18 protein-coding genes and 2 pseudogenes are annotated in these 23,840 nt (G+C 73.8%); 11 read left to right on the top strand and 9 right to left on the bottom strand.

From position 1 onward, the window contains the following. Positions 1-23: 23 nt before the first annotated feature. Positions 24-1,532 carry a PLP-dependent aminotransferase family protein gene (locus tag ABZ471_RS23245; protein WP_359068700.1) on the top strand — a complete coding sequence of 503 codons (1,509 nt, stop codon included), beginning with the start codon at positions 24-26 and terminating at the stop codon, positions 1,530-1,532. Positions 1,533-1,659: 127 nt separating this feature from the next. On the opposite strand, the gene ABZ471_RS23250 is transcribed toward ABZ471_RS23245, so the two are convergent. Further along, positions 1,660-3,258, bottom strand: coding sequence for an ABC transporter ATP-binding protein (locus tag ABZ471_RS23250; RefSeq protein ID WP_359068701.1), 1,599 nt, complete (start codon positions 3,256-3,258; stop codon positions 1,660-1,662). A gap of 40 nt (positions 3,259-3,298) precedes the next feature. After that, positions 3,299-3,493, bottom strand: a complete 195-nt coding sequence (locus tag ABZ471_RS23255; RefSeq protein WP_359068702.1) for a hypothetical protein — start codon at positions 3,491-3,493, stop codon at positions 3,299-3,301. 264 nt (positions 3,494-3,757) lie between these two features. Between ABZ471_RS23255 and ABZ471_RS23260 the strand changes: the two genes are divergently transcribed. From ABZ471_RS23260 to ABZ471_RS23280, 5 genes are all read left to right on the top strand, one after another. Further along, positions 3,758-4,150, top strand: a complete 393-nt coding sequence (locus tag ABZ471_RS23260) for an ankyrin repeat domain-containing protein (protein WP_359068703.1) — start codon at positions 3,758-3,760, stop codon at positions 4,148-4,150. A gap of 299 nt (positions 4,151-4,449) precedes the next feature. Next, positions 4,450-5,868: a HEAT repeat domain-containing protein gene (locus ABZ471_RS23265; RefSeq protein WP_359068704.1), complete on the top strand. Its 1,419-nt coding sequence runs from the start codon at positions 4,450-4,452 to the stop codon at positions 5,866-5,868. Between the two features lie 196 nt (positions 5,869-6,064). After that, on the top strand, positions 6,065-7,195 hold the full coding sequence (locus ABZ471_RS23270; RefSeq protein ID WP_359068705.1) for a glycosyltransferase family 1 protein: 1,131 nt from the start codon (positions 6,065-6,067) through the stop codon (positions 7,193-7,195). Continuing rightward, on the top strand, positions 7,192-8,373 hold the full coding sequence (locus tag ABZ471_RS23275) for a glycosyltransferase (protein WP_359068706.1): 1,182 nt from the start codon (positions 7,192-7,194) through the stop codon (positions 8,371-8,373). The genes ABZ471_RS23270 and ABZ471_RS23275 overlap by 4 nt, the downstream gene beginning before the upstream one ends. Beyond that, entirely contained in the window at positions 8,370-9,335 is a 966-nt protein-coding gene (locus tag ABZ471_RS23280) for an SGNH/GDSL hydrolase family protein (protein ID WP_359068707.1), read from the top strand. The genes ABZ471_RS23275 and ABZ471_RS23280 overlap by 4 nt, the downstream gene beginning before the upstream one ends. Here ABZ471_RS23280 and ABZ471_RS23285 read toward each other — a convergent pair. The 5 genes from ABZ471_RS23285 to ABZ471_RS23305 form a co-directional block, all read right to left on the bottom strand. Further along, positions 9,236-10,105: a biotin-dependent carboxyltransferase family protein gene (locus ABZ471_RS23285; RefSeq protein ID WP_359068708.1), complete on the bottom strand. Its 870-nt coding sequence runs from the start codon at positions 10,103-10,105 to the stop codon at positions 9,236-9,238. The genes ABZ471_RS23280 and ABZ471_RS23285 overlap by 100 nt on opposite strands. A 171-nt stretch (positions 10,106-10,276) precedes the next feature. Beyond that, positions 10,277-10,894 carry a 5-oxoprolinase subunit PxpB gene (gene pxpB, locus ABZ471_RS23290; protein WP_359068709.1) on the bottom strand — a complete coding sequence of 206 codons (618 nt, stop codon included), beginning with the start codon at positions 10,892-10,894 and terminating at the stop codon, positions 10,277-10,279. After that, positions 10,891-11,649, bottom strand: coding sequence for a 5-oxoprolinase subunit PxpA (locus ABZ471_RS23295; RefSeq protein WP_359068710.1), 759 nt, complete (start codon positions 11,647-11,649; stop codon positions 10,891-10,893). The genes pxpB and ABZ471_RS23295 overlap by 4 nt, the downstream gene beginning before the upstream one ends. A gap of 48 nt (positions 11,650-11,697) precedes the next feature. Further along, on the bottom strand, positions 11,698-12,543 hold the full coding sequence (locus ABZ471_RS23300) for a putative hydro-lyase (RefSeq protein WP_359068711.1): 846 nt from the start codon (positions 12,541-12,543) through the stop codon (positions 11,698-11,700). Further along, positions 12,540-13,859 (bottom strand): MFS transporter, encoded by a 1,320-nt coding sequence (locus ABZ471_RS23305; RefSeq protein WP_359068712.1) that lies wholly within the window; start codon positions 13,857-13,859, stop codon positions 12,540-12,542. The genes ABZ471_RS23300 and ABZ471_RS23305 overlap by 4 nt, the downstream gene beginning before the upstream one ends. Positions 13,860-14,077: 218 nt before the next feature. Here ABZ471_RS23305 and ABZ471_RS23310 point away from each other — a divergent pair, with 218 nt between their 5' ends. The 4 genes from ABZ471_RS23310 (at position 14,078) to ABZ471_RS23325 (ending at position 22,071) form a co-directional block, all read left to right on the top strand. Then, on the top strand, positions 14,078-14,785 hold the full coding sequence (locus tag ABZ471_RS23310) for a GntR family transcriptional regulator (protein ID WP_359068713.1): 708 nt from the start codon (positions 14,078-14,080) through the stop codon (positions 14,783-14,785). Between the two features lie 69 nt (positions 14,786-14,854). Further along, on the top strand, positions 14,855-16,384 hold the full coding sequence (locus tag ABZ471_RS23315) for a hypothetical protein (RefSeq protein WP_359068714.1): 1,530 nt from the start codon (positions 14,855-14,857) through the stop codon (positions 16,382-16,384). 103 nt (positions 16,385-16,487) lie between these two features. Beyond that, positions 16,488-17,378 carry a hypothetical protein gene (locus ABZ471_RS23320; RefSeq protein ID WP_359068715.1) on the top strand — a complete coding sequence of 297 codons (891 nt, stop codon included), beginning with the start codon at positions 16,488-16,490 and terminating at the stop codon, positions 17,376-17,378. A gap of 40 nt (positions 17,379-17,418) precedes the next feature. Next, entirely contained in the window at positions 17,419-22,071 is a 4,653-nt protein-coding gene (locus ABZ471_RS23325; protein ID WP_359068716.1) for a hypothetical protein, read from the top strand. Between the two features lie 3 nt (positions 22,072-22,074). Here ABZ471_RS23325 and ABZ471_RS23330 read toward each other — a convergent pair. Next, a pseudogene (locus ABZ471_RS23330) lies at positions 22,075-22,773 on the bottom strand (GMC oxidoreductase); the annotation flags it as partial. Positions 22,774-22,775: 2 nt separating this feature from the next. On the opposite strand from ABZ471_RS23330, the pseudogene ABZ471_RS23335 reads away from it, so the two are divergent. Next, a pseudogene (locus tag ABZ471_RS23335) lies at positions 22,776-23,114 on the top strand (oxidoreductase C-terminal domain-containing protein); the annotation flags it as partial. A 24-nt stretch (positions 23,115-23,138) separates the two neighbouring features. Here the strand turns inward: ABZ471_RS23335 and ABZ471_RS23340 are convergent. After that, the gene (locus tag ABZ471_RS23340) at positions 23,139-23,672 is read right to left on the bottom strand and encodes a hypothetical protein (protein WP_359068738.1); all 534 of its coding nucleotides are present in this window, start codon (positions 23,670-23,672) and stop codon (positions 23,139-23,141) included. Positions 23,673-23,840: the final 168 nt, after the last annotated feature.

A 23,840-nucleotide genomic window follows, 5' to 3' on the forward strand; every position in this document is an offset into this window, starting at 1 on the left:
TCGGGGAAGGTGGACTGATCGTCATGACGCAGTGGACCTCAGCGGTAGGGGCCGCACAGCTCGCCCGGCAGCTCACCTCCCAGCAGGACCGTCCGGCCGGCCCCGGCACGCGCCGTCCGCCCGCCTACCGTGCCCTGGCCGACGGCATCCGGCTCCTCGTGCTCGAAGGACGCGTGCCCGTGGCTGCTCGGCTCCCCGCCGAACGTGAACTGGCCCTCGCCCTCTCCGTCAGCCGTACGACGGTCGCTGCGGCCTACGAGGCGCTGCGCAGCGAGGGATTCCTGGAGTCCCGGCGCGGCGCCGGCAGCTGGACCGCCGTGCCCGCAGGCAACCCGCTTCCCGCACGCGGCCTGGAGCCCCTGCCCCCGGAGGCCCTCGGCTCGCTGATCGACCTGGGATGCGCCTCGCTGCCGGCCCCGGAGCCGTGGCTCACCCGTGCCGTGCAGGGCGCGCTGGAGGAGCTGCCGCCCTACGCCCACACGCACGGCGACTACCCGGCCGGACTGCCGGCCCTGCGCGCGATGATCGCCGAGCGCTACACCGCGCGCGGGATCCCCACCATGCCCGAGCAGATCATGGTGACGACCGGGGCGATGGGCGCCATCGACGCGATCTGCCACCTCTTCGCGGGCCGCGGCGAGCGCATCGCCGTCGAGTCGCCGTCCTACGCCAACATCCTCCAGCTGATGCGGGAGGCGGGCGCCCGGCTCGTGCCGGTCGCCATGGCCGAGGGGCTGAGCGGCTGGGACATGGACCGCTGGCGCCAGGTCCTGCGCGAGGCCGCGCCCCGGCTCGCCTATGTCGTCGCCGACTTCCACAATCCGACCGGCGCGCTCGCCGACGAGGACCAGCGGCGCCGGCTGGTGGACGCGGCCCGCTCGGCCGGGACCGTCCTCGTGGCCGACGAGACGATGACCGAGCTGTGGCTCGACGAGGAGTTCGGGCGCGGCGGGATGCCGCGCCCGGTGTGCAGCTTCGACCCGGCCGGCTCGACCGTCATCACGGTCGGCTCGGCCAGCAAGGCGTTCTGGGCCGGCCTGCGGATCGGATGGGTGCGTGCGGCCCCGGACGTGATCCGCAGCCTGGTCTCCGCCCGCGCGTACGCCGACCTCGGCACGCCCGTGCTGGAACAGCTGGCCGTGAACTGGCTGTTCAGCACGGGCGGCTGGGAACAGGCGGTCGAGCTGCGGCGGGCCCAGGCCCGCGAGAACCGGGATGCCCTGGTGGCCGCGGTACGCCGTGAACTGCCCGGCTGGGAGTTCGAGATCCCCCGGGGCGGCCTGACCCTGTGGGTCCGCGCGGGCGGCCTCTCGGGATCCAGGCTGGCCGAGGCAGGGGAGCGGGTGGGTGTCCGGGTCCCTTCGGGCCCCCGCTTCGGCGTCGACGGGGCCTTCGAGGGCTATGTCCGCCTTCCGTTCACGGTCGGCGGAGCGGTGGCGGAGGAGGCCGCGTCGCGGCTTGCCGCGGCGGCTCAGCTGGTGCAGTCGGGGGCGACGGGAGGTACGGAGTCCCTTCGCACGTTCGTGGCGTAGGCGTGGTGGCCGCTTCGGCTGCGCGCCGTCGGGGTGCGTGTCATCGCCCGGCTGCGGATCCGTCGTGGCGGCTCGCGCAGTTCCCTGCGCCGGTCCGGCGAAGACCGGCCGCGGCCGGCGGCGCTCGTCAGCTCTCCGCGGCCACAGCCTCCGCGGTCAGCGGTTCGGCCTCGACCGGCTCTGTCTGTGCGGCGACGGCGGGAGTCGTCCGGGGCGGCAGCAACTCCTGCACCGCCTGCCGGTCGGCATCGCTGGTCGCATCGTCGTAGGGATCCGGGGTCGACGGCACCTGAAGCCGGTGCACGGACCCCGAACCGAGCCGCGCATAGCCCCGCCCCGGCGACATGTGCGCCAGGGTCGTCGTGTGCGGCCGCGCCCCCAGCACGGCCTCCACCTGCTCAGGCGTCGCAGACCCGAGCACGACACGCGCGCGCGTGTGCTGCCGCACCCCCTCGCTCAACGCCTCCGCGCTCTCGAACTGCTCGGCCACGACCACGGTCACGTTCGCCGCACGCCCGTGTCGCAACGGCGTCTGGAGCAGCGCCTGCGGGTCCTTGCGGCCGTCCGCGGCGCTGAGGTGGGTGAAGACGGTCGGCCGGTCCAGCAGGATCCACAGCGGGCGCCGGGTGTTCTCGGGCGGTGGGGCGCCCGCCTGCCGCGCCCGGTTGATCGCGACCAGGCGCCGCTCGGTCTCCTGCGCGGCCCACTCCAGACTGGCCAGCGCCCCGGCCGCCGCGCACTCCACGGCCAGCACACCGTCCCGGCCGATCAGGCACGCGTACTCGCCGGTGCCGCCGCCGTCGACGATCAGCAGGTCGCCGTACTGGAGCGCCTGCAGGGCGATCGAGCGCAACAGGGTCGACGTGCCGCTGCCGGGGTGGCCCATGGCCAGCAGGTGCGGCTCGGTCGAGCGGATGCCGGTGCGCCAGACGACCGGCGGGACGTCGCGCTGTTCGTCTCCGTAGGAGAGGGGAAGCGTGCGCTGGACCTCGCTGGGGTCGGTGAAGCCGAGCACCGTCTCGCCCGGCGCGGTGACGAAGCGCTGGGCGGCGATGTTGGTGGGAAGCGGGGCGAGAACGGTCACCGTCAGCCGGTTGCCCTCCCCGTCCCACTCGAAGTGGTACTCGCGGCCCCGCCCGGCCTTGGCGGTGAGCAACTGCTCGATCCGCGCGCGGGCCGCGGGCTCGGCGTCCGGGAAGTAGGCGGGATAGCGGATCACGAGGTGACCGAAGCGCCCGCCGTCGTCGAACTCGTGTGCCTCGAAGGCCTTCTCCCACTCCCCGCCGTGTGCGTACAGCGGTGCCGGGTCCTCGGCGGTGGAGAAGTACGGCACCAGCGCCTCGTACAGGGACCGGAGCCGCTCGGTCTGCGACTCGTCCGGCCCTTCGGGCGCCGGCGGGGTGCGGTCGCGACCCTGCCAGGCCGCCGCCGCCATCAGGGTGATGGCGGCGAGCAGTGGCCCGTACGGCATCAGCGCCACGACGAGGACCACGGAGGACGCCAGGAACAGCAGCGGTCCGCGCTTGTCCTTGGGGGTGTCGGCCCACTTGCGCCGTCCGGCCGAGGCCAGCCGGCGCAGCCCGCGCGAGATGGTGATCAGCGGGTGGAGGACGTCGGTGGCGCTGTCGGCCGCCGTCCGGGCCAGCTCCCGGCTCCGGGCGATCTGCGTCCGGGCGATCTGCGCGCTGTCTTTGCTCAGAATGCGGGGAAGAGGGCGCCGGGCCACTGCTGTCTCCTGGTGGTGCGTACGGGCGGGTGGTGGGGCGTCAGAACTTGATGCCGCCGAGGAGGCTCGCGAGGCTCTCGCCGCCGGCCTTGATGCTCGGGGCGATGGCCGTGCTGGCCAGGTAGAAGCCGAACAGGGCCGAGATGCACGCGTGTGAGCCCTTGAGCCCGTCCTTCCGGAAGAAGAGAAAGACGACGATGCCGAGCAGGACGACGCCTGACATGGAGAGGATCATTTGAGGTCTCCTGGTGTCGAGAGGGGACAGTCACCATGAGTACTTCCAGGATCACAGGATGTATCTATACGATAAAAGGTGCAACTGGGTGAAATTCAGCCCATTTCCCCCAGGTGGTGGAGTGTTCATAGGCCGGTTGAGCAGGGCACTTGCACCCGGCGGGGTCTGCAGTGATCTTTACCTCGGGCACATCGGGTCATGTGAGGCGCGAGCCAGTACCCTTGCGATTCACCTGAACGGTTGTAACGAGAGGCGGTCCGGCCGATGAGCGAAGCCCCCGACCCAGAGGTCGTGGAGCTGGCGACCAAGATCTTCGATCTGGCCCGGCAGGGGCAGACCGAGGAACTCGTGGCGTACGTCGACGCGGGCGTTCCGGCCAACCTCACCAACGACCGCGGTGACTCGCTCGTGATGCTCGCCGCGTACCACGGTCACGCCGACGCGGTACGCGCTCTGCTCGCCCGCGGCGCGGACGCGGACCGGATCAACGACCGAGGCCAGACCCCGCTCGCGGGGGCCGTCTTCAAGGGTGAGACAGAAGTGATCAAGGCCCTCCTGGAGGGCGGCGCCGATCCCGCCGCGGGCACTCCCTCGGCCGTGGACACGGCACGCATGTTCGCCAAGACAGAACTCCTGGAATTGTTCGGCGCACACTGATCGAATGTCCTGACCGGGCACGACACAGAAAACGGGGGAGGCGGTAAAGGGCCGCCGGAAATACGGTCGCGGCAGCACACACCGCGGGTCATCATGACGACGTGATTCACGGACGCGATGGCTGGGCAGGTGTTGCCGCACCGCGCGGACCGTGATGCGGTCCGCATGGGCCACCGACGAGAGGCAGAGAGAAATGGTCTACAGCAAGCAAGAGACGGCGGGCGCTCCGACGTTGTGTCACGCGGCCAGGTAGTGCGTGTTTCCCGGTTGCGTCGACGCTTGATGTGAGGCTGTTTCCCATGTTCGATCCGGTCATAGCGCCCAGCGGTACGCTGCTCGGCCTGCTCCAGCGGGGCCGCGGCGACGGCACGCTGCACGCGCTCACCGCCCCGCGCGCGGAAGCGCTCGCGGCCCTGAACCACTGCGTGCTCCGCGACCCCCGCCACGACTGGCAGGTGGAGAACCGCTCCCTCTACTACGCCCGGCTCTACCTCGACCTGAACGGCGAGCTGGACGCCATCGAGGCCCACCTCTTCGACTCCGAAGACGTCCTCGACTCGGACGAATCCCGCACCGGCCTCGCCCTGGCCGTTCTCGGGCACCTCGCCTCCTACGGCAGGCGGGACGCGCTCGAACTGCTGCGCAGGTACGCCGCGCACGGTTCCAACTGGGCCTGGGCGCTGGACGAGCTGGCCCTCAGGGACGACGACGCGGGCCTGCGAGCCCTCGCCGCCCCCGTCCTGGCCCGCTTCGCCACCGACCCCGAGGGCGAGGCCGAGCTGGCAGTCGCCGTGCGCGACGCCTTCGAGCCGAGGCCCTGGCGGCTGTGGGCCGAGGATCCGCGTGAATCGATCGCCACGCGCGTGCGTGCCGCCCAGGAAACCGGCTGCTTCGACCGCTGGCAGCGCCAGATGCGGCCCACCGGGCCCCGCCCCGGGTGGAGTGTGCGAGCCGTCTTCGAGTGGGCCCACCAGGGCCTCGAACGCGGCGCGGCTCTGCATGTCCCAGCCGCCCGCTGTCTGGTCGCCGTGGCCGGCCCCGAGGACCGGCCGGAGATCCTCGAGGCCGCCAGGAACGGCTTCGAGGGCGCCCGCTGCACGGCACTGCGCTACCTCGCCGACAGCAACGACCCCGACGCCCTCGACCTGATCGAGGCCGCGGTCGCCGACGGACCGACGGTCGTCGTGGAGGCCGCCGTCGACGCCTTCGAACGCATGCGCAGCATCGCCGCCGTCGACCGTGCGCGCCGCTGGGCCCAGCGCCCCGACGTCCTCGGTGCCGCCGCCGGACGCATGCTCGCCTGTCGCGGCGGAGCCCAGGACAGCGACCTCGTCCTCGGCGCCCTCCGCGAGGCCGTACGCGGCGAGGGCCCCGACGCGCCCACGCTGTGGACCCTGGTCGACGGCACCGGACGCCTCGGCATCGCCTGCGCGGCCCCCGTACTGCGCCACATCTACCGGGAGACGGCGTCCTCCCACCTCCGCGGCCGCGCGGCACGCGCCCTGGCCGCCACCGACCCCTCCTTCGCCACCGGCTTCGCCGTCGAATGCCTGTGGGACTGCGAGGAGACCACCCGGGAGGTCGCCGCCCGGCACGCCGAGACCGGTGACGCCCGGGTCGTCGAACGGCTCCGCCGCCTCGCCGCCGATCCGGCCGAGGAGGCCGAGGTACAGACCGCGGTCCGCAGCCGGTTCGGACCCGACGCCCAGGCCATCTGACCCCACCGGGCACCGTCGTACGCGCACATGACGGGCGGGAGACCGCCCGTCATGTGAACATCGGGTGACTCGCAGGTCAGGCGGGCATGGCGGCCGTCTGACCTGCTCGGGTGTGCAGCCCAACGCTCATGGGACGTTCCCCGTCCGGAAAGATCGACGTTGACGCGGCCACGTCCTGCGCGGCGACAACACCCGTATGCGTGTCGTCATAGTGACCGAATCCTTTCCCCCCGATGTGAACGGCGTCGCCCACTGCGCGCTCCAGACCGCCCGGCACCTCGTGGATCGCGGCCACCTCCCGCTCGTCGTCGCGCCGGCCACCGCGCCCGGCACCAAGGCCGACGCTCTCGAGGCGCCGTGCCCCGTCGTCCGTATCCCCTCCCTCCCGCTCCCCGGCTACCCCCAGGTGCGCGTCGCGCTCCCCAGCCGGCGCCTCGCCGCGGCGCTCACAGAGCACCGTGCCGACGTCGTCCACCTGGCAAGTCCCTTCATCCTCGGCGTCCGCGGAATGGCCGCCGCCGCCCGGCTCGGCATCCCCGCCGTCGCCGTCTACCAGACCGACCTGGCCGGTTACGCCCGCACCTACGTGGGCGCCGGCGAGGCCGCCGCCTGGCGCCGGATCCGCTCCGTGCACTCCGCCGCCGACCGCACCCTGGCCCCGTCCAGCGCCGCTCTGCACGACCTGGAGGCCCACGGCGTACCCCGGGTACGGCTGTGGCCGCGGGGCGTGGACACCGTCCGCTTTCGGCCGGACCACCGCGACGAGGCGCTGCGTCGCGAACTGGCCCCGAACGGCGAGCTGATCGTCGGCTACGTCGGCAGGCTCGCTCCCGAGAAGCAGGTCGAACTCCTCGCCGGTGTCTGCGGCCTGGAGGGCGTGCGGGTCGTGGTCGTCGGCGACGGCCCCAGCCAGCCCCACCTCACCGAGGCCCTGCCCGGCGCGGTCTTCCTGGGCCGCCGCACCGGTGGCGAACTCGCCCGGATCTTCGCCTCGCTGGACCTGTTCGTGCACACCGGCCCGTTCGAGACCTTCTGCCAGACCGTCCAGGAGGCCATGGCCAGCGGGGTGCCGGTGATCGCGCCCGCCGCCGGGGGCCCGCTCGACCTGGTCGCCCATGGCCGCACCGGACTGCTCGTCCCGCCGCGCGACGCGAACGCCGTACGGGAGGCCGTACGCACCCTGGCCTCCGATCCGAACCTGCTGGCGCAGTACGGCGCCGCCGGGCGGGCCATGGTCGAGGGGCGCACCTGGGCCGCCGTCGGCGACCAGTTGATCGCGCACTACCAGGACGTGCTCGCGGCACGGAGGACGGCGGTGGCGGTATGACCGGCGCACCCCTGCGCATCGTCCGGCTGGCCAACTTCGTCACCCCGGCCTCCGGCGGCCTGCGCACGGCCCTGCACGAACTGGGCAAGGGTTTCCGTGCCGCAGGCCACGAGCCGGTGCTGATCGTGCCGGGCGAGCGGCACACCGACCGTGACACGGAGCAGGGCCGGGTCATCACCCTGCCCGGCCCCGTGCTGCCCGGCACCGGCGGCTACCGCGTCCTGGCCGACAAGCGGCGCGTGGCCGCCCTCCTGGAGGACCTGGCCCCGGACCGCCTGGAGGTCTCCGACCGCACCACCCTGCGGTGGACCGGCCGCTGGGCCCGCCGAGCGCGCGTGCCCGCCGTGATGGTCTCCCACGAGACCGCCGACGGCGTGCTGCGCACCTGGGGCCTGTCCGAGAGCCTCGCCCGCCGCACCGCCGACAGCCTCAACACCCGTACCGCGCACGTCTACTCGCGGGTCGTGTGCACGACGGAGTTCGCCGAGCGCGAGTTCGTACGGATCGGCGCGCGCAACGTCGTACGCGCCCCCCTCGGCGTCGACCTGATGGCGCGCCACCCCGCCCTGCGCGACCCGGGGCTGCGCGCCCTGCACGCGCGCGGGGACGAGGCGCTGCTCGTGATGTGCTCCCGGCTGTCCGTGGAGAAGCGGCCCGGCACGGCACTGGACGCCCTGGAGGCGCTGCTGCGGCGCGGACGGCGGGCGGTGCTCGTGGTGGCCGGGGACGGCCCGCTGCGGGCGCGGCTGGAACAGCGTGCGCGCGAGCGCGGGCTGCCGGTCACCTTCCTGGGGTACGTCTCCGACCGGGCCGTGCTCGGCGCCCTCCAGGCGTCCGCCGACGTCTGCCTGGCGCCCGGGCCCGCCGAGACCTTCGGGCTGGCCGCCTTGGAGGCCCTGGCGTGCGGGACGCCCGTGGTGGCGAGCGCGTCCTCGGCACTGCCCGAGGTGATCGGGTCCGCGGGGGCGGCTGCGGCCGATCGCGCCGACGCCTTCGCGGACGCCGTGGAGCGGCTCCTGTCACGCTCCGAGCCCGAGCGCCGGGAGGCCGCACGCGCGCGGGCCGAGTGCTTCGGGTGGGGAACCTCGGTGGAGGCGTTCCTGGCTGCGCACGACGCGACCGTGCTGAGGCGTGCGGACGCCCCGGTCCGGCCCTCCGCCCGTGAGGGCGTGGCATGAGATCCGTCCACTTCGTGGCGCTCGGGGACTCACTGACCGAAGGCGTGGGCGACCCTGCCGGGGACGTCTGGCGGGGCTGGGCGGCGCTGCTGGCCGGCGGCCTCGCCGAGGCCGGGCAGGTGGAGTTCACCAACCTGGCCGTCAGCGGGGCCCAGACGCGGGACGTGCTCGAACGGCAGACTCCGGCCGGTCTCGAACTCCGCCCCGACCTGGTCTCCGTGGTCATCGGCGTCAACGACACGCTGCGCCACACCTTCGACATCCACGCGGTGACCACCCGGCTCGACGAGGTGTACGCGGCCTTCACCCGGCAGGGCACCACGCTGCTCACCGCCTGCCTGCCCGACCCCGGCGCGATGCTGGGACTCCCGGGCGCCCTCGCCCGCCCGCTGGCCCGCCGGCAGCGGGCGGTCAACGAGGTCGTCCACTCACTGTCCGACCGCTACGGTGCCGTCCACCTGCACGCCTCGGGGGGCACCTGGCTCACCGACCGAGCCCTGTGGAGCGCCGACCGGCTGCACCCGGGAGAGCGCGGCCACCGGCAGCTGGCCGTCCGCTTCCACGCTCTGCTCGCCGACGCCGGCCTGGCCACCGGGAGGCCGCCGTCGCCCGAACCGGAGTTCCCCACCCCGAGCCGCTCGGCGAGCCTCCTGTGGCTCGCCACCGCCGGTACCGGCTGGGTGGCCCGGCGGTGCACCGATCTGCTGCCGCAGCTGATGCGGCTGGCCGCCAACGAACTGCGGCACCGCGCGTGGGGCACCAGTTCCCGCCTGGACCTGCACGCGTCCGCCGCGGTGTCCGAGGCGCTGGCCGCGCTGTCGACGCCGGACCAGCCGGAGGGCGGCAGTGCCGACGCCGGGGCTCAGCGGCGCCGCACCGCCACGAACCGCACCGGAGTGCCCGGGACCGCCTGCGCGGCCGCCGGGAGATCGGCGGCGCCGACCACCGCGATCACCGGGTAGCCCCCGGTGGTCGGGTGGTCGGCCAGGAAGACCACCGGACGGCCGTCCGGCGGGACCTGGACCGCGCCGAGCACCATGCCCTCGCTGTGCAGTTCGCCGGTCCGGGCCCGCTCCAGGGCGGGCCCCTCGGTGCGCAGGCCGATGCGGTTGCTCGCCGAGGACACCCGGTACGCGCGCGTGGTGAGATCCCGGACCGCGCGCGCCGTGAACCAGTCCTCACGCGGGCCCAGGGTCACCCGGAGCACGAGTTCGGCCGGCGGACCCGGCTGCGGGACGGCGTCCACGCGCGCGGGAGGGCCGGTCGGGGTGCCGAGCGGCAGCACCATGCCGTCCGTCAGCGGCGGCGGCCCGAGGCCGGACAGCAGGTCTGTGGAGCGGCTGCCGAGGACCGGCTCCACGGCGATGCCGCCCGACACGGCCACATAAGCGCGTACGCCGGCGACAGCCGCGCCTACCTCCAGCAGTGCGCCGGCGGGTACGACGACCGGCGCGCCCCAGGCCGCCGGGCGACCGCCCACGGTGACCGGGCAGGGCGCGCCCCCGACCGCCACGGTCACCGCCGAGCGGGGGCGCAGGGCACAGCCGTCGAGGGTGGTCTCCAGGACGGCCGCGTCCGGCGGATTGCCGGCCAGCCGGTTGACCAGGGCCGCCGCGTGCGGGTCGAGCGCCCCGGAGCGGGGCACACCGAGATGCGCGTACCCCGTCCGCCCACGGTCCTGCACGGTGGTCAGCGCCCCGGCGCGTACGACGAGGAGCGCACGGTCGGTCATGCGCCCTCCAGGGGTGCGGGGCGCCGGCGTGGGCGGTCGGTCATGCGCTCTCCAGGGGTGCGGGGCGCCGGCGCGGGCGGTTGGTCATGCGCCGTCCAGGGGAGCTGGGCGCCGGCCGGACTGCTGGTCATGCGCCCTTCAGGGGTGTCAGGCGCGGGCGCGGTCGGCTGGTCATGCGCCCCCCGTCGGTACGAAGCGCACGCGCGTGCCCGGTGCGAGCAACGCGGCCGGCACGCGCGCGTGGTCCCACAGCACCGCATCCGTCGTACCGATGAGCTGCCAGCCGCCCGGCGAGGAGCGCGGATACACGCCCGTGTACGACCCTGCCAGTGCAACGGCGCCGGCCGGTACCGCCGTGCGCGGCGTGGCCCGGCGCGGCACGTCGTAGCGGGTCGGCAGCCCGGTGAGGTAGCCGAAGCCGGGCGCGAACCCGCAGAAGGCCACGGTGAACTCCGTGTCCGCGTGAATCCGGGCCACTTCGCGCTCGGACACGCTCCAGTGGGCGGCGACCTCGCCGAGGTCCGGGCCGTCGTAGCGCACGGGCACCTCGATCAGCTCACGCGCGTGCGGGGGAGCCGGAGGTACTTCGGAGGAGGTCAGTTCGGATGCCCAACGGTCCGGGTCGGCCAGGCCGTCGAGCAGGACCGTGCGGGCAGCCGGGACGATCTCGCGGACGGCCAGGGAGCCCTCCGCGCGGCGGCGCAGCAGCTCCGCGTGCAGAGCCTGCGCCTCCGCGCCCGAGGCGAGCTCCACCAGCAGGGCGTCGTCGCCGACGGGGAGCGCCCTCATGCGAAGGCCTCCACCCGCACGCCGTCCGTCACCAGCCGCTCGCGCACCCGTCGGGCCAGTTCCACCGCACCGGGCGTGTCGCCGTGCAGGCACAGCGAGCGGGCGCGCACGTGAATGCGCGCGCCGGAGTGCGCGAGGACCGCGCCGGAGCGCGCGAGGCTCAGCGAGCGCTCCACGACGGCGTCCGGATCGGTCACCACGGCACCCTCCCGGTCGCGCGGCACCAGCGTGCCCTCGTCGGTGTAGGCACGGTCGGCGAACGCCTCCGTGACGGCCGGCAGACCCGCCTTCGCGGCCAGCTCCAGCACCCGCGAGCCGGGCAGGCCGAGCACCGGCAGCGAGCCGTCGGCCAGGAGAACCCCGTCGACCACCGCCGCGGCCTGCTCCTCGTCGTGGACGACCCGGTTGTAGAGCGCGCCGTGCGGCTTCACGTACGCCACGCGCGAGCCCGCCGCCCGGGCGAACACCTCCAGGGCGCCGATCTGGTAGGCCACTTCCGCAGCCAGCTCGGCGGGCGGCACGTCCATCCCGCGCCGCCCGAAGCCGGCGAGGTCCCGGTAGGAGACCTGAGCGCCGATCGTCACCCCGCACTCGGCGGCCAGCTCGCACACCCGGCGCATGGTGGCCGCGTCCCCGGCGTGGAACCCGCAGGCCACGTTGGCGCTGGTGACGACGGACAGCAGCTGCTCGTCGTCGGTCAGCCGCCAGCGGCCGAAGCCCTCGCCGAGGTCGGCGTTCAGATCGATCGCGGTCATGGTCTTCCGTGTCTCCGGTTCTCGTGTCGTGGGTGCTGCCGACCGGCGTCAGTCGAGGCCGGCCACGCGGTACTGCTCGTCGCGGGCGTCGGTCAGGAACATCTGGCCCGGTGCGTGGGTGAGGGCGAACGGCGGCCGGGAGGCCATCACCGCCGCCTGCGGCGTCACCCCGCACGCCCAGAACACCGGGATGTCGTCGGGAGCGGCGTCCACCGGGTCCCCGAAGTCGGGCCGGCCGAGGTCCTCGATGCCCAGGGCCGAGGGGTCACCGCAGTGCACGGGACCGCCGTGCACCGCGGGCAGCAGGCTGCTCTCCCGGATCGCGCTGTGCAGGTGTTCCGGCGGCACCGGACGCATGGACACCACCATCGGGCCGCGCAGCCGGCCCGCCGGGCGGCACTGCCTGCCGGTCACGTACATCGGTACGTTGCGGCCCTGCTCGACGTGCCGGATCGGGACGCCCGCCCCGGCCAGCGCCCACTCGAAGGTGAAGCTGCACCCGAGCAGGAACGACACCAGGTCGTCCCGCCAGTGCGCGCGCACGTCCGTAGGCTCCTCGACCAGCTCGCCGTCCTGCCACACCCGGTAGCGCGGCAGGTCGGTGCGCAGATCCGCGTTCTGGGCGAGGACGGTGCTGACGGAGCCCGCGTCCGTGACGTCCAGGACCGGGCAGGGCTTCGGGTTGCGCTGGCAGAACAGCAGCATGTCGTACGCCCAGTCGGCCGGCACCGCGATCAGATTGGCCTGTGTGTGGCCCGCCGCGACGCCCGCAGTGGGACCCGCCAGGCCCTCCCGGAAGCGGGCCCGTGCGGTTTCCGGGCGCCACGCGTGCGCGTGCTCGTCGACGAGGGTCACGGGCCGGTCCTCGGTACGGTTACGGTTCACCCGCGTCACGCCAGCTCCTTCCCGCGCGTCTCCGGCAGCCCGAGCAGCGCCAGTGCCGCGAGGGCGTAGCCGATCGCACCGAAGACCAGAGCACCGCCGACGCCCCAGCTGTCGGCCAGGAAGCCCACCAGGGTCGGGAACACCGCGCCCACCGCGCGGCCCGTGTTGTACGTGAAGCCCTGGCCGGTGCCGCGCACCGCCGTCGGGTACAGCTCGCTGAGGTAGGAGCCGAAGCCGCTGAAGATCGCCGACATGCAGAAGCCGAGCGGGAATCCGAGGACCAGCAGCAGGGTGTTGGCGCCATCCGGGATGTTCGCGTACGCGAGGATGCACACGGCCGAGAGCAGGGCGAACAGCCAGATGTTGCGGCGCCGGCCGAGCCGGTCGGTGAGGTAGCCGCCGGTCAGGTAGCCGAGGAAGGCGCCCGAGATCAGGAAGGTCAGATAGCCGCCGGTGCCGACGACGGACAGGCCGCGCTCGGTCTTCAGATACGTCGGCACCCAGGTCGCCAGCGTGTAGTAGCCGCCCTGCACGCCCGTGGACAGCAGGCCCGCGAAGACCGTCGTGCGCAGCAGGCCGGGCTCGCCGCCCGCGCCGGGCCGGAAGATCGCCGCGAACGAGCCGCGCTGCGGGCTCTGTTCGCGGGCCGCCGTCGCCGCGGGTGCGTCGTGCACACGGCGGCGCAGCCACACCACGAGCAGCGCGGGCAGCGCCCCGGTCCAGAACATGATCCGCCAGGCCAGGTCGTCGCCCGCGAAGGAGAAGACCAGGGTGTAGACGATCGCGGCGAGCGCCCAGCCGACCGCCCAGGAACTCTGGATCGCGCCGAGCGTGCGGCCCCGGTGCTTCGCGCTCGCGTACTCGGCGACCAGGATCGCCCCGACCGCCCACTCGCCGCCGAAGCCGAGGCCCTGGAGGGCACGGAAGACCAGCAGGGTCTCGTAGTCGGGTGCGAAGCCGCAGGCCACGGTGAAGACGGCGTACGTGATCACGGTGATCATCAGGGCCCGTACCCGGCCCACGCGGTCCGCGATCACTCCGGCCGCGGCACCGCCGATCGCGGAGACCACCAGCGTGACGGTGGTGAACAGGCCGGTCTGGCCACTGTCCAGGCCGAAGTACGCCGCGAGCGCCACCATGCTGAGCGGCAGGGTGAAGTAGTCGTATGAATCTAGGGCATATCCACCGAAAGCGCCGGCGAAAGCACGCCGGCCGCGCGGGCCGAGGGCGTGCAGCCAGCCGAACGCGCCGTCCTCGGCGGCGCGTTCACCGTGTGCCGGTCGTAGGTCCGATGTCGCGGACCGGGGTGGAGGGGTCGTGCTCATGGGCACCTCGCAGAGAGGAGACGGAGGGTGCGGGGAACTGAGCCGTGCCGTGCGGAAGCAGTGCTGCGGGAAGCCGCGTCGTGCGGGAGCCGAGCCGTGAGCCGTGGGGAAGTCGTGCCGTAGGGAAGTCGTGCCGTGCGGAGCACCGTAGAGGATCGTTCAACGATCCTTCAATACCCACGTTGTTTCGTTCCGGGGACTGCGATTGAATTCCGGGCATGGCAGAGCAGCTGACGGGACTGGCCGACGACCGCGCCCTCCTGGGGCGTACCAGCACCGCCGAACGGGTCTCCGACATCCTCCGGAGCCGTATCGCCGAGGGCTATTTCCCGCCGGGCACCCGCCTGTCCGAGGACGCCATCGGCGGCGCGCTCGGGGTCTCCCGCAACACCTTGCGCGAGGCGTTCCGGCTGCTCACCCACGAGCGCCTACTCGTCCACGAACTCAACCGGGGCGTCTTCGTCCGGGTCCTGACCGTGGAGGACGTCGAGGACATCTACCGCACCCGGGCTCTGGTCGAGTGCGCGGTCGTCCGGGGTCTCGGCGAGCCGCCGTACGGGCTCGGCGGGCTGGCCGCCGCCGTCACCGAGGGACAGCTGGCCGTGCACGAGAATGACTGGAAAGCACTGGGTACGGCCAACATCCACTTCCATCGGGAGCTGGTCGCGCTGGCCGGCAGCGAGCGCGCCGACGAGCTGATGCGCAGCGTCTTCGCCGAGCTGCGGCTCGCCTTCCACGTCGTGGACGACCCGCACCGGCTGCACGAGCCGTACCTCGCCCGCAACCGTCAGATCCTCCACGCCTTGCAGGCCGGAGACCGGCGCGAGGCGGAGCACCTGCTGGAGACCTATCTCGCGGACTCGCTGGAACGGGTCGTCGAGGTGTACCGGCGGCGGGTCGGCGAGGACGGCGCCGACGCCTCTTGAGCGTCTGTGACGGCCGTCGTTTCTGCGTCGTTTGGGTCGTTGTCAGACCGAGGACCTAGTCTGTGCACCGTGACTTCGCCTGCATCGACGGACAGCGTTCCGCCCCAGCTCAGCGCAGGGCCGCGCCCGGCACCGGGCCCGGCCGCCGACGAGGGGCTGGCACGTCGGCTGCGCGCGCTCGCCTGCACGGCGCCGCTCCACGACCTGGATGCGCGCAAGGCCAACCTGGCCGGCGAGTACTCGGTGTACGGCATGGCCGAGGTGGCCCTCGCCGCCATCGACCTGGTCACGCTGAACATGGACTTCGACACGGGCGCCGACCACGAGCAGATCGTGGCCCGGCTCGTTCCGCGCATCGCCGCCCAGGCCCCGCACCGGCCCGTCGCCGAACACGAGCGCGTGGCCCGCTGGGTCCTGGAGAACCTGATCAACGTCGGCAGCGTGGACCGCGGCTTCCGCGCGGTGTACGGCACGTTCGCGCCCGACGGCACCTATGTCCGCCGTGACTACGACTTCAAGCTGATCGAGGAGGTCCCCGGCCCGGGCGGCACGGTCTACCTCCGCACGACGGACGAGGCGGTCAACGTCCTGGTCGGTGCCCTGGACACCGACGTCACCAGCGCGCAGATCGCCGCCGAGGTCAAGCTGGAGGTGCTGATCAACCGTGGCCGCCTCGCCGACGCCCAGCTCGCCGCCGAGCAGGCCCGCTACCGCACCGTGCAGTACTCGGAGACCCTCCGCCGCGCCCTGGACGCCACTCGGCGCAACGTCCGTGCGGTGGACTGGCTCACCACCGTGCCCGACATGATCGCCGAGGCGCTGGACCACGTGGCCGACCGGTACCGCCACGAGAACGCGATCCTCACGAACATCCGCAAGGCCCGCGACGAGACCGAGGACCCGGAGCACAAGCGGCGCGCCGCCGAGCTGGTGGACATCGTCAAGGACTGCATCCGGCGGCACACCCAGCTCCAGTCGCGCCTGCTGGAGGCGGGCCCCCTGTTCCGCGCCGAACAGGACCGGCAGGCCTTCGCCACCCCCACCACGACCTCCGGGATCGACCTGTACGGCCACCTGGTCGCGCCGGTCCTGCCGCTGCCCCTGGAGCAGGCGGTCCGGGTGACGGACGCGTTCTTCGGCAAGGGCACGGGCCTGCGCACGCCGGTGTCGGTGCGCGTGACCGACCTCGTCGACATACTGCTGACGCCGCCGGTGGAGCGGGAACATCTGGGCGCGGAGATGCCCGAGCCCGACCTGATCGCGACGCCCGACGACAGCCGCTTCAGCGAGGAGCAGCTGGCCGCGGCGACGGAGTTGCTGGATCTGCCCGCCGATGCGCCGAGGAGGCTGTCGGGACTGCTGGCGGAGGCGCGGCGGACCGGGGACCCCGATCTGGCCTACCTGGTCGCACTGTTGGCGGTGCACGCGGCCAGCCCCGCCGTGGGCACGGCCTACCGCCAGGGCGAAGAGAAGCTGTTGTTCGCCGTGGACGACGGGACCGAGCTGGACGATCCCGAGTTCGGTGGGGCCGATCTGATCGTGGGGACCGCGTTGCTGGATGCGGCGGGGATGGCTGCGGATCGCACGGAGGCGGCGTGATGTCGTCCGTCGGCTGCGGGCCCGTCGTGGCCGGTCGCGCAGTTCCCCGCGCCCCTCAGGGAGTTGCCCGTCCCCCTCGTTTCAAGGTCAAGGAGTTGCAGTCGTGAGCGAGCACGTCGAGTGGAGTGAGGCGGAGACCCCCGCCGCGTCGGCGACCAGCGCCGTCACCCCCGCCGACGCCGCCGACGCGGCGCGGCTCGTCGCCTTCGGGCTGCAGCCCAAACTGCAGCCGGCGCGCGACCAGGAGTACACCGAGCTGCTGCGCCGCTATCGTGACGACCCCGCCTTCGCGCGGCTCGCCGACGCCGTCGCGGCGGGTCTCGGGCTCGTCGTGCTGGAGGTGTCCCCGCGCGCGGGAATGGCCGTGACGGCCGCGGAGGACTCGGTGTTCGCCGTCCGCATGGGCGACTACGCGCGTCGCACCGCCGCCGACTCCGGAGACCGGTTCCTGCACGGGCTGGCCCATCTCGCCATCGCCGCGCTCGCGTTCCCGCGCCCGGAGGACCTGGCCGACGACGCCTACATCGGCCGGGTCACCGTCAACGGCGTCGACGCCTTCGTACGGCAGGCCTGCCGGCGCCTGGAGGAGCGTGCCGAGGAACAGGGCGAGAACACCGACCCGGCGACCGACGCGCCCGGACTGGAGGCCGCCTGGCGGATCTGGGCCAGACGCAGCGCGACCGGCGCCACCAAGGACGCGCGCCGGCCGGCCGCTTCCACCACGGGCATGGTGGCCAAGGCCGTGGTCTTCCTCACCGACTCGGGGTTCCTGCAGCGCACGGGGGACGACCACGGCGGCACTTACCGCACCACGGCCCGCTACCAGCTCCAGGTGCGTGACATGGCCGGCAGCGCCGCCATGGCCGAGCTGCTGGACCTGGGCGTCGTCCCGGTCACCGACGGAACGGCCAGCCTGCTGCCCCCCGAGGACACCGACGACCTGGACCTGGTGGCCGACGCCGGGCTGCCGTTCCACGCGCCGTCGCACTCCTGAAAACCTCCACGATCTGCCAGAAGACTGACGAGAGTCCGCCATGTACGAGCTGTCCCGGGTCCGCCTCTACTCCATCGGGCCCGCCGGTGCACGCTACGCCGACACCGTGCTTGACCTGCGGGGCGTCGGCGAGCCCGTGCCCGACCCCGCACCCACGCAGGCGGAGTTCTTCGAGGAGGAGCCGTCCGGACCGCCACGCCGCCCCGCGCCCGCGGGCGTGCTGTTCCTGGAGAACGGCGGCGGCAAGTCCGTGCTGCTCAAGCTGATCTTCTCGGTGATGCTGCCGGGCCACCGCAACACCCTCGGCGGCGCCAGCTCCGGAGTGCTGCGCAAGTTCCTGCTCGCCGACGACTGCGGGCACGTGGCGCTGGAGTGGCAGCATGTGCTGACCGGCGAGTGCGTGGTCGTCGGCAAGGTCAGCGAGTGGCGCGGACGCCAGGTCTCCAACGATCCGCGGAAGTTCGCCGAGGCCTGGTACTCCTTCCGGCCCGGCCCCGGCCTGAGCCTGGACAACCTGCCCGTCGCCGAGTCCACCGCCGTACGGCCGCCCGTCGAGGGCGCCTCGGGTGCCCAGGGCCGCCGCCGCACCATGAAGGGCTTCCGCGACGCCCTCACCGAGGCCGGGAAGGCCTACCCGCACCTGGAGGTGCACTGGGAGGAGATCCACGACCGCTGGATCGAGCACCTCGGCGACCTCGGCCTCGACCCCGAACTCTTCCGCTACCAGCGGGAGATGAACGCCGACGAGGGCGAGGCGGCCGGTCTCTTCGCGGTCAAGAAGGACTCCGACTTCACCGACCTGCTGCTGCGCGCGGTCACCGACACCCGCGACACCGACGGCCTCGCCGACCTCGTCAGCGGCTTCGGCAACAAGCTGGGCCGGCGTGCCGAGCTGATCGCCGAACGGGACTTCACGGCCGGCTCCGTGGACCTGCTCGGACGGATCGTCGAGGCGGCCGAGGCACGCGGACGCGCGCGTGACATCCACGCCGGCGCCGAGCGCCGTACCCGCACGCTGGCCCGGCGGCTGTCCGCGCGGGCCGTGCAGGAGCGGGTGCGGGCCGCCGACCTCGCGCAACGTGTCACGGCCGCCGCCTACGCCGTCACGCACTCCGAGGGCGCGCGGGAGCGCAGCGCTCTGATCGCCGCCGAACTCGCCTTCCGGCACGCCTCGCTGGCGCTCGCCGCCGCCGAGAAGTCCGCCGCCGCGCAGAAGCGCGAGCTGGCCGACGCCCGCACGTTGCACTCCGCCTGGCAGGCCGCCGAGGCCGTGCTGCGCCACCGCGCCGCCGCCGACCGCGTAGCGCGCGTGTCCGTCGCGATCCAGGAGGCCGAGCGGGACGCCGCGCCCGCGCTCGCCGCCCGCGCCAAGGCCGCCGTGGACCTCGTACGGGCCCTGCACACGGCCGCCGAGAGCGCCGAGACCCTCGCCAACGAGGAGGAGGAGCGCTCAGCCGCACTCCAGGACGTCAGTGACTCCGCCTACCGGGACTCCACGGCCGCCGCGACCGAGGCACAGCGCGCCCGCAGCGAGGCCGGGCATCTGCGCCAGCGTCTGACCGAGGTCGAGCAGGAGACGGCCGAGGCGGTCCGCGCGGGATGGCTCGACGACAGCGCCCCGGACGCCGACCCGGCCCGTGCCGCGCTCGCCGCCAGCGACGCCGAGAAGGCCGCCGTGGCCGCCTGGGACACGGCCCGCGAGGCCGCGCGCAAGGCGACCGAGCACGCCCGCGAGGCGGCCTCGGCCGAGTCCCGCGCGGAGCTGACCGCGGCCCGCGCCGCCGACGCCGCCACCGCGGCCGAGCGGGGTCACGAGGCCGAGCGGCGACTCGCCGAGGCCCTGGCCGCCGAGGAACGGCTCGCGGAGCTGCTCAGCCTGCCGGGCGTATCCGGGACGGCGCGGGGCACCGTGCCAGGACCCAGGACGGGAGCCGCCGACGACGCCCCCGCGCGCGCGGGCGACTCGCCCGAGGGCTCCCGTGCCGAAGGCCCGCTCAGCCCCGAGCAGCTCGACCGCTTCGCGGACGAGCTGCGCGAACTCCTCGACGACGCCGTGTCGACAGCCGAACGGCACCTCTTCGACCTGCGCACCGCCGCCGCCGACGACGCCCGCATCCTGGGGGCCCTCGGTGACGGTGGCCTGCTGCCGCCCGGCCCGGATGTGCTGGCCACCGTGGAGTTCCTCGGCGAGCAGGGCATCCCCGCGCTGCCTGGCTGGCGCTACCTCGCGCAGGCCGTCGACCCCGCCGACCACGTGCGCGTGCTCGCAGCCCGCCCCGAACTGGTCGACGGCGTGGTCATCACCGACCCGGACTCGCACGCGCGTGCCCGCGAGGCGCTCGGCGACGCCGCCCTGCTGCCGCGCTCCGCCGTGGCCGTCGGCACCGCCGCCGCCCTGCTCGCCCCGCCCCCGGCGCAGGGCGCCACCCCGGGTGACGTCTTCCTGGTGCCGCCGAACCCGGCCATGCACGACGAGCACGCGGCCGACGAGGAGCGGCAGGCGCTGCGCGCCCGGGCCACCGCCCGCGACGAGGAGATCCGCGCGCTCGCCGCCCGCCTCGGCAAGGACCGCGAACTGGCGGCGCGGCTCACGTCCTGGCGCACCGGCTGCCCGGCCGGACGGCTCACCGAGCTGGCCGAGGCCGCCCACGAGGCACGCGCCTTCGCGGAGGAGAGCGAGGCCGAGCTGGCCGAGGCGCGCACCGCGCGCGCGGAGGCCGACGAGACCGCCGCCGAGGCCACCCAGGTCCGCGACGAGCGACAGGAGGCCGCGCAGAAGGCCCGCCGTGCCGCCGACGCCCTCGCCGGACTCGCCTACCGGCTGCGCGAGCGCGCCGGCTGGCAGGTCAAGCTCCGCGAACTCGCCGACGAGGCCTCTGAGTCGGAGGCCCGCGCCCAGACCTTCCTGGACCGCGCCCGCGCCGCCGACGAGGACCGTCGCGCCACCCAGCGCGCCGCCGACGACGCCCGCCGCACCGCACGCGCCCTGCGCGCCGAGCGATCCGAGATCGCCGGCGCCCCCGACGACGTACCGGAGACGGACGCGGACGCCCCGAAGTCGTCCCTGCCGGCCCTGCGCGAGTCCTACCGGGCCGCCTCCCAGGTGTACGAGAAGGTCGGCGTCGGCGCCGACCTGCGCGCCGAGCAGGCCCGCGCGGAGAGCGACGAGAGCGCCTCCCTCGCCGAGCTGGACCGGCTCAGCAACAAGGTCCGCACGCGCGCCGAGCAGCTGCTCCAGTCACCCGACGGCTCCGACGGACCCTCCCGGCAGGCCGCCGCCGCGCGCGCGGAGGAGCTGGTGCAGCTCCTGGAGACCCGTATGTCGACGGCGAGCGAACAGCTCGGCCGGCTGCGCGGCGAGGCGGAGCGGCACGCCCCCGAGGACGGCGAGGCGCACACCGAGCTGGCCGAGGAACTCGTCCCGCGCGACGCCGAGCACGCCCAGGCCCTGCTGCGCACCGCCACGGCCGAACTCGCCGCCCGCACCGAGGCGCTGGCCGAGGCCCGGGAGGTCCACGCCGAGCTGCTGGAGGCCCACCGGGCCGCCGAGGACGCGGCCGGCGGCTTCGACGAGATCGCCGCGATGCTCCGCGACCTGCTGCGCGAGCACACACCCGACGACGAGCAGGAGGAGCCGGAGCCGTACCCGGGCAGCCCGGAGGAGGCCCGGCACTCGGCCGCCGAGGCCCGCCGCTCGCTGCGCGGCTGCGCCACCGACCTGTCCGCCGCCGAGGCGGCCGTGCGCGAGGCGAGCGACGTCCTCGTCCGGCACGCCAACTCCACACGCTACGAGCAGGTCCGCACGCCCGCCCGGCAGCAGATCCGCGAGCTGCCCGTCGCCGCGCTGCCCGAGCACGCCCAGAAGTGGGCGGACGCGTTCGCGCCGCGACTGCGCGTCCTCACCGACGAGCTGGCGCAGCTGGAGCGCAACCGGGACTCGATCGTGGACCGCCTGCGGGGACTGGTCGAGTCGGCTCTCGCCACGCTGCGGTCCGCCCAGCGGCTCTCCCGCCTCCCCGAAGGGCTCGGGGAGTGGTCCGGGCAGGAGTTCCTGCGCATCCGCTTCGAGGAACCCGACCATGCCACGCTCACCGAACGCCTCGGCGAGGTCATCGACGAAGCCACACGCGCGGCCGTCAGGAAGAACTCCGACCTGCGCCGCGACGGCATGTCCCTGCTGCTGCGGGGCGTCGCGGCAGCGCTCCAGCCGAAGGGCGTGGCCGTCGAGATCCTCAAGCCCGACGCCGTGCTGCGCGCCGAGCGCGTGCCCGTCGGGCAGATGGGTGACGTGTTCTCCGGCGGCCAGCTGCTCACCGCTGCCATCGCCCTGTACTGCACGATGGCCGCGCTGCGCTCGAACGACCGGGGCCGCGACAAGCACCGGCATGCGGGCACGCTGTTCCTGGACAACCCCATCGGCCGCGCCAACGCGACGTATCTGCTGGAGCTGCAGCGGGCCGTCTCCGACGCGCTGGGCGTGCAGCTGCTGTACACCACCGGCCTGTTCGACACGACCGCGCTCGCCGAGTTTCCGCTGGTCATCCGGCTGCGCAACGACGCCGACCTCAGGGCGGGCCTGAAGTACATCAGGGTGGAGGAACACCTCCGGCCGGGGCTGCCGAAGCCGGCCCCGGCCGGAGAGGCGGTGCACACCGAGATCACGGCGACACGGATGTACAAGCGGCCGGCTTAGCCGTCAGGCGTCCTCCTTGATCAGGTCGGTGCACTTCTCGCCGATCATCATCGTCTTGATGCACGGGTTGACGTCGATCAGGTCGGGCATGACCGATCCGTCCGCGACCCGCAGCCCCTCGACCCCCTTGACCCGCAGCCGCGCGTCGAGCGGGGCCGAGGGGTCGTCGTCCGCGCCCATCTTCACGGTGCAGGACGGGTGGTAGACGGCGTTGTGGGTCCTGTGGATGTAGTCGAGGAGTTCGTCGTCCGACCGGACACTGGGACCGGGAGCCAGCTCCGCGCCCGCCCAGCCGCTCAACGCGGGTTGTGCGGCTATGCGGCGCGCCAGCCTCAGCCCGTACGTCATCACCCGTACGTCGTGCTCGTGCGTGAAGTACCGGGGATCCACCTTCGGCTTGTCCCGGTAGTCCCGCGTCCGCAGCCGCACTGTGCCGCGGGACTTCGCCTTCGTCACGTTGGGCGTCAGGCAGAACGCGTTCTCCGAGGTGGGGTAGCCCCACCGCGCGGTGTTCATGTCGAACGGCACCGAGCCGTAGTGGAACATCAGATCGGGGCGGTCCAGGCCGGGTTCGGTGTCGTAGAAGACGCCCGCCTCCCACCACTGGCTGGACGCGGTGGGCATCGGCTGCTTCGCCTCCCACATGATGACGCCCTCGGGGTGGTCCTGGAGGTTCTCGCCGACGCCCGCCGCGTCGACCACCGGCCGAGCACTGGACCTCCGCCGCCGAGCAGCCCCGCGTCGCCGTGACCAACCTGCTGGCCGGCCGCACCCTCGAGACCGCCCGCCCGGTGCCCTATTTCTGGTCGGATCAGTACGGCTCCCGCATCCAGTTCGCGGGCCGGCGCCGCGACGGCGACACCGTGCGCATCACGGAGGGCGACCTCACCGACGGCGGCCGGGGCGAGGGCGGCTTCCTCGCGCGCTACGAACGGGACGGGCGCATCGTCGCCGTGCTCTCGGTGGGCCGCCCACGCCCCTTCATGCGGGCCCGGCGGGAGCTGAGGCGGCAGGAGGAGCCGGCGGAGCCCGCCGCCCCGTGAGCGTGGGGCCGGGCCGCCCGAAGGTCAGGAGTGCGACAGCTGCCCGGTGCCTCCCCGCCGGCGTATCCGCTCCTGCTCCCGCAGGGCGGTCCGCTCCTGACGCCGGCGGGCACGGCGCTCGCGGCGCAGCGACCGGGCCGTGCTGCTCGGCTCGGAGACCACGCCGTGACGCTGGTTCCACACCTGGCGGGTCACCCATACGTCGACCACGGCCCAGGTGGCCACCACGGTGCTGGTCACACTGCTGATCACCATCGGGAACGCCAGCCAGGACCCGGCCAGTGTGCACAGGAACGCCACCATGGCCTGGATCAGCGTCACCGAGATGATCAGCACGGCCCGCACCGCCGCCGTACGCACCGGGTCGGGCATCCGGCGCCGGAGGGCCGGCTCCTCCACCCACAACGGCCGGTGGTCCGGCTGATGCTGCCCGCCGGTGGACTCCCCGGCCCGCCCACGCACCCGAATGTCGCGATCCGGTGCCTCCTGGCCCCGCCCCGCCGCCGAGCGCCCCGCCACGCTCTCCCCGGGCGCCTCGCGCTGCTCCGCCGTGCCCATCACCGTGTCACTCCCCACCGCCGGCAGACCGCTCGCCCCGGGGTCCGAAGACCCCGACTCCCCAGTGGCTGCCCGGCTTGCGCAGTTTTACGCCGCCGGGGTGCGGGATGCGGCTCCTGTGGCCGATTCCGCCCCCATTTCCCGTAGAGAACGACGAACAACCACCCG

Source organism: Streptomyces sp. NPDC005728 (genome assembly GCF_040630895.1).
In the GTDB taxonomy this organism is placed as follows: Bacteria; Actinomycetota; Actinomycetes; order Streptomycetales; family Streptomycetaceae; genus Streptomyces.

Excerpts from the sequence above, each read along its gene's own strand:
- ABZ471_RS23260 (WP_359068703.1), top strand. The coding sequence starts at position 3,758 with ATGAGCGAAGCCCCCGACCCAGAGGTCGTGGAGCTGGCGACCAAGATC.
- ABZ471_RS23255 (WP_359068702.1), bottom strand. The coding sequence starts at position 3,493 with ATGATCCTCTCCATGTCAGGCGTCGTCCTGCTCGGCATCGTCGTCTTT.
- ABZ471_RS23325 (WP_359068716.1), top strand. The coding sequence starts at position 17,419 with ATGTACGAGCTGTCCCGGGTCCGCCTCTACTCCATCGGGCCCGCCGGT.
- ABZ471_RS23285 (WP_359068708.1), bottom strand. The coding sequence starts at position 10,105 with ATGACCGACCGTGCGCTCCTCGTCGTACGCGCCGGGGCGCTGACCACC.
- ABZ471_RS23275 (WP_359068706.1), top strand. The coding sequence starts at position 7,192 with ATGACCGGCGCACCCCTGCGCATCGTCCGGCTGGCCAACTTCGTCACC.
- ABZ471_RS23280 (WP_359068707.1), top strand. The coding sequence starts at position 8,370 with ATGAGATCCGTCCACTTCGTGGCGCTCGGGGACTCACTGACCGAAGGC.
- ABZ471_RS23270 (WP_359068705.1), top strand. The coding sequence starts at position 6,065 with ATGCGTGTCGTCATAGTGACCGAATCCTTTCCCCCCGATGTGAACGGC.
- ABZ471_RS23305 (WP_359068712.1), bottom strand. The coding sequence starts at position 13,859 with ATGAGCACGACCCCTCCACCCCGGTCCGCGACATCGGACCTACGACCG.
- ABZ471_RS23310 (WP_359068713.1), top strand. The coding sequence starts at position 14,078 with ATGGCAGAGCAGCTGACGGGACTGGCCGACGACCGCGCCCTCCTGGGG.
- ABZ471_RS23295 (WP_359068710.1), bottom strand. The coding sequence starts at position 11,649 with ATGACCGCGATCGATCTGAACGCCGACCTCGGCGAGGGCTTCGGCCGC.
- ABZ471_RS23340 (WP_359068738.1), bottom strand. The coding sequence starts at position 23,672 with ATGGGCACGGCGGAGCAGCGCGAGGCGCCCGGGGAGAGCGTGGCGGGG.
- ABZ471_RS23265 (WP_359068704.1), top strand. The coding sequence starts at position 4,450 with ATGTTCGATCCGGTCATAGCGCCCAGCGGTACGCTGCTCGGCCTGCTC.
- ABZ471_RS23245 (WP_359068700.1), top strand. The coding sequence starts at position 24 with ATGACGCAGTGGACCTCAGCGGTAGGGGCCGCACAGCTCGCCCGGCAG.
- pxpB (WP_359068709.1), bottom strand. The coding sequence starts at position 10,894 with ATGAGGGCGCTCCCCGTCGGCGACGACGCCCTGCTGGTGGAGCTCGCC.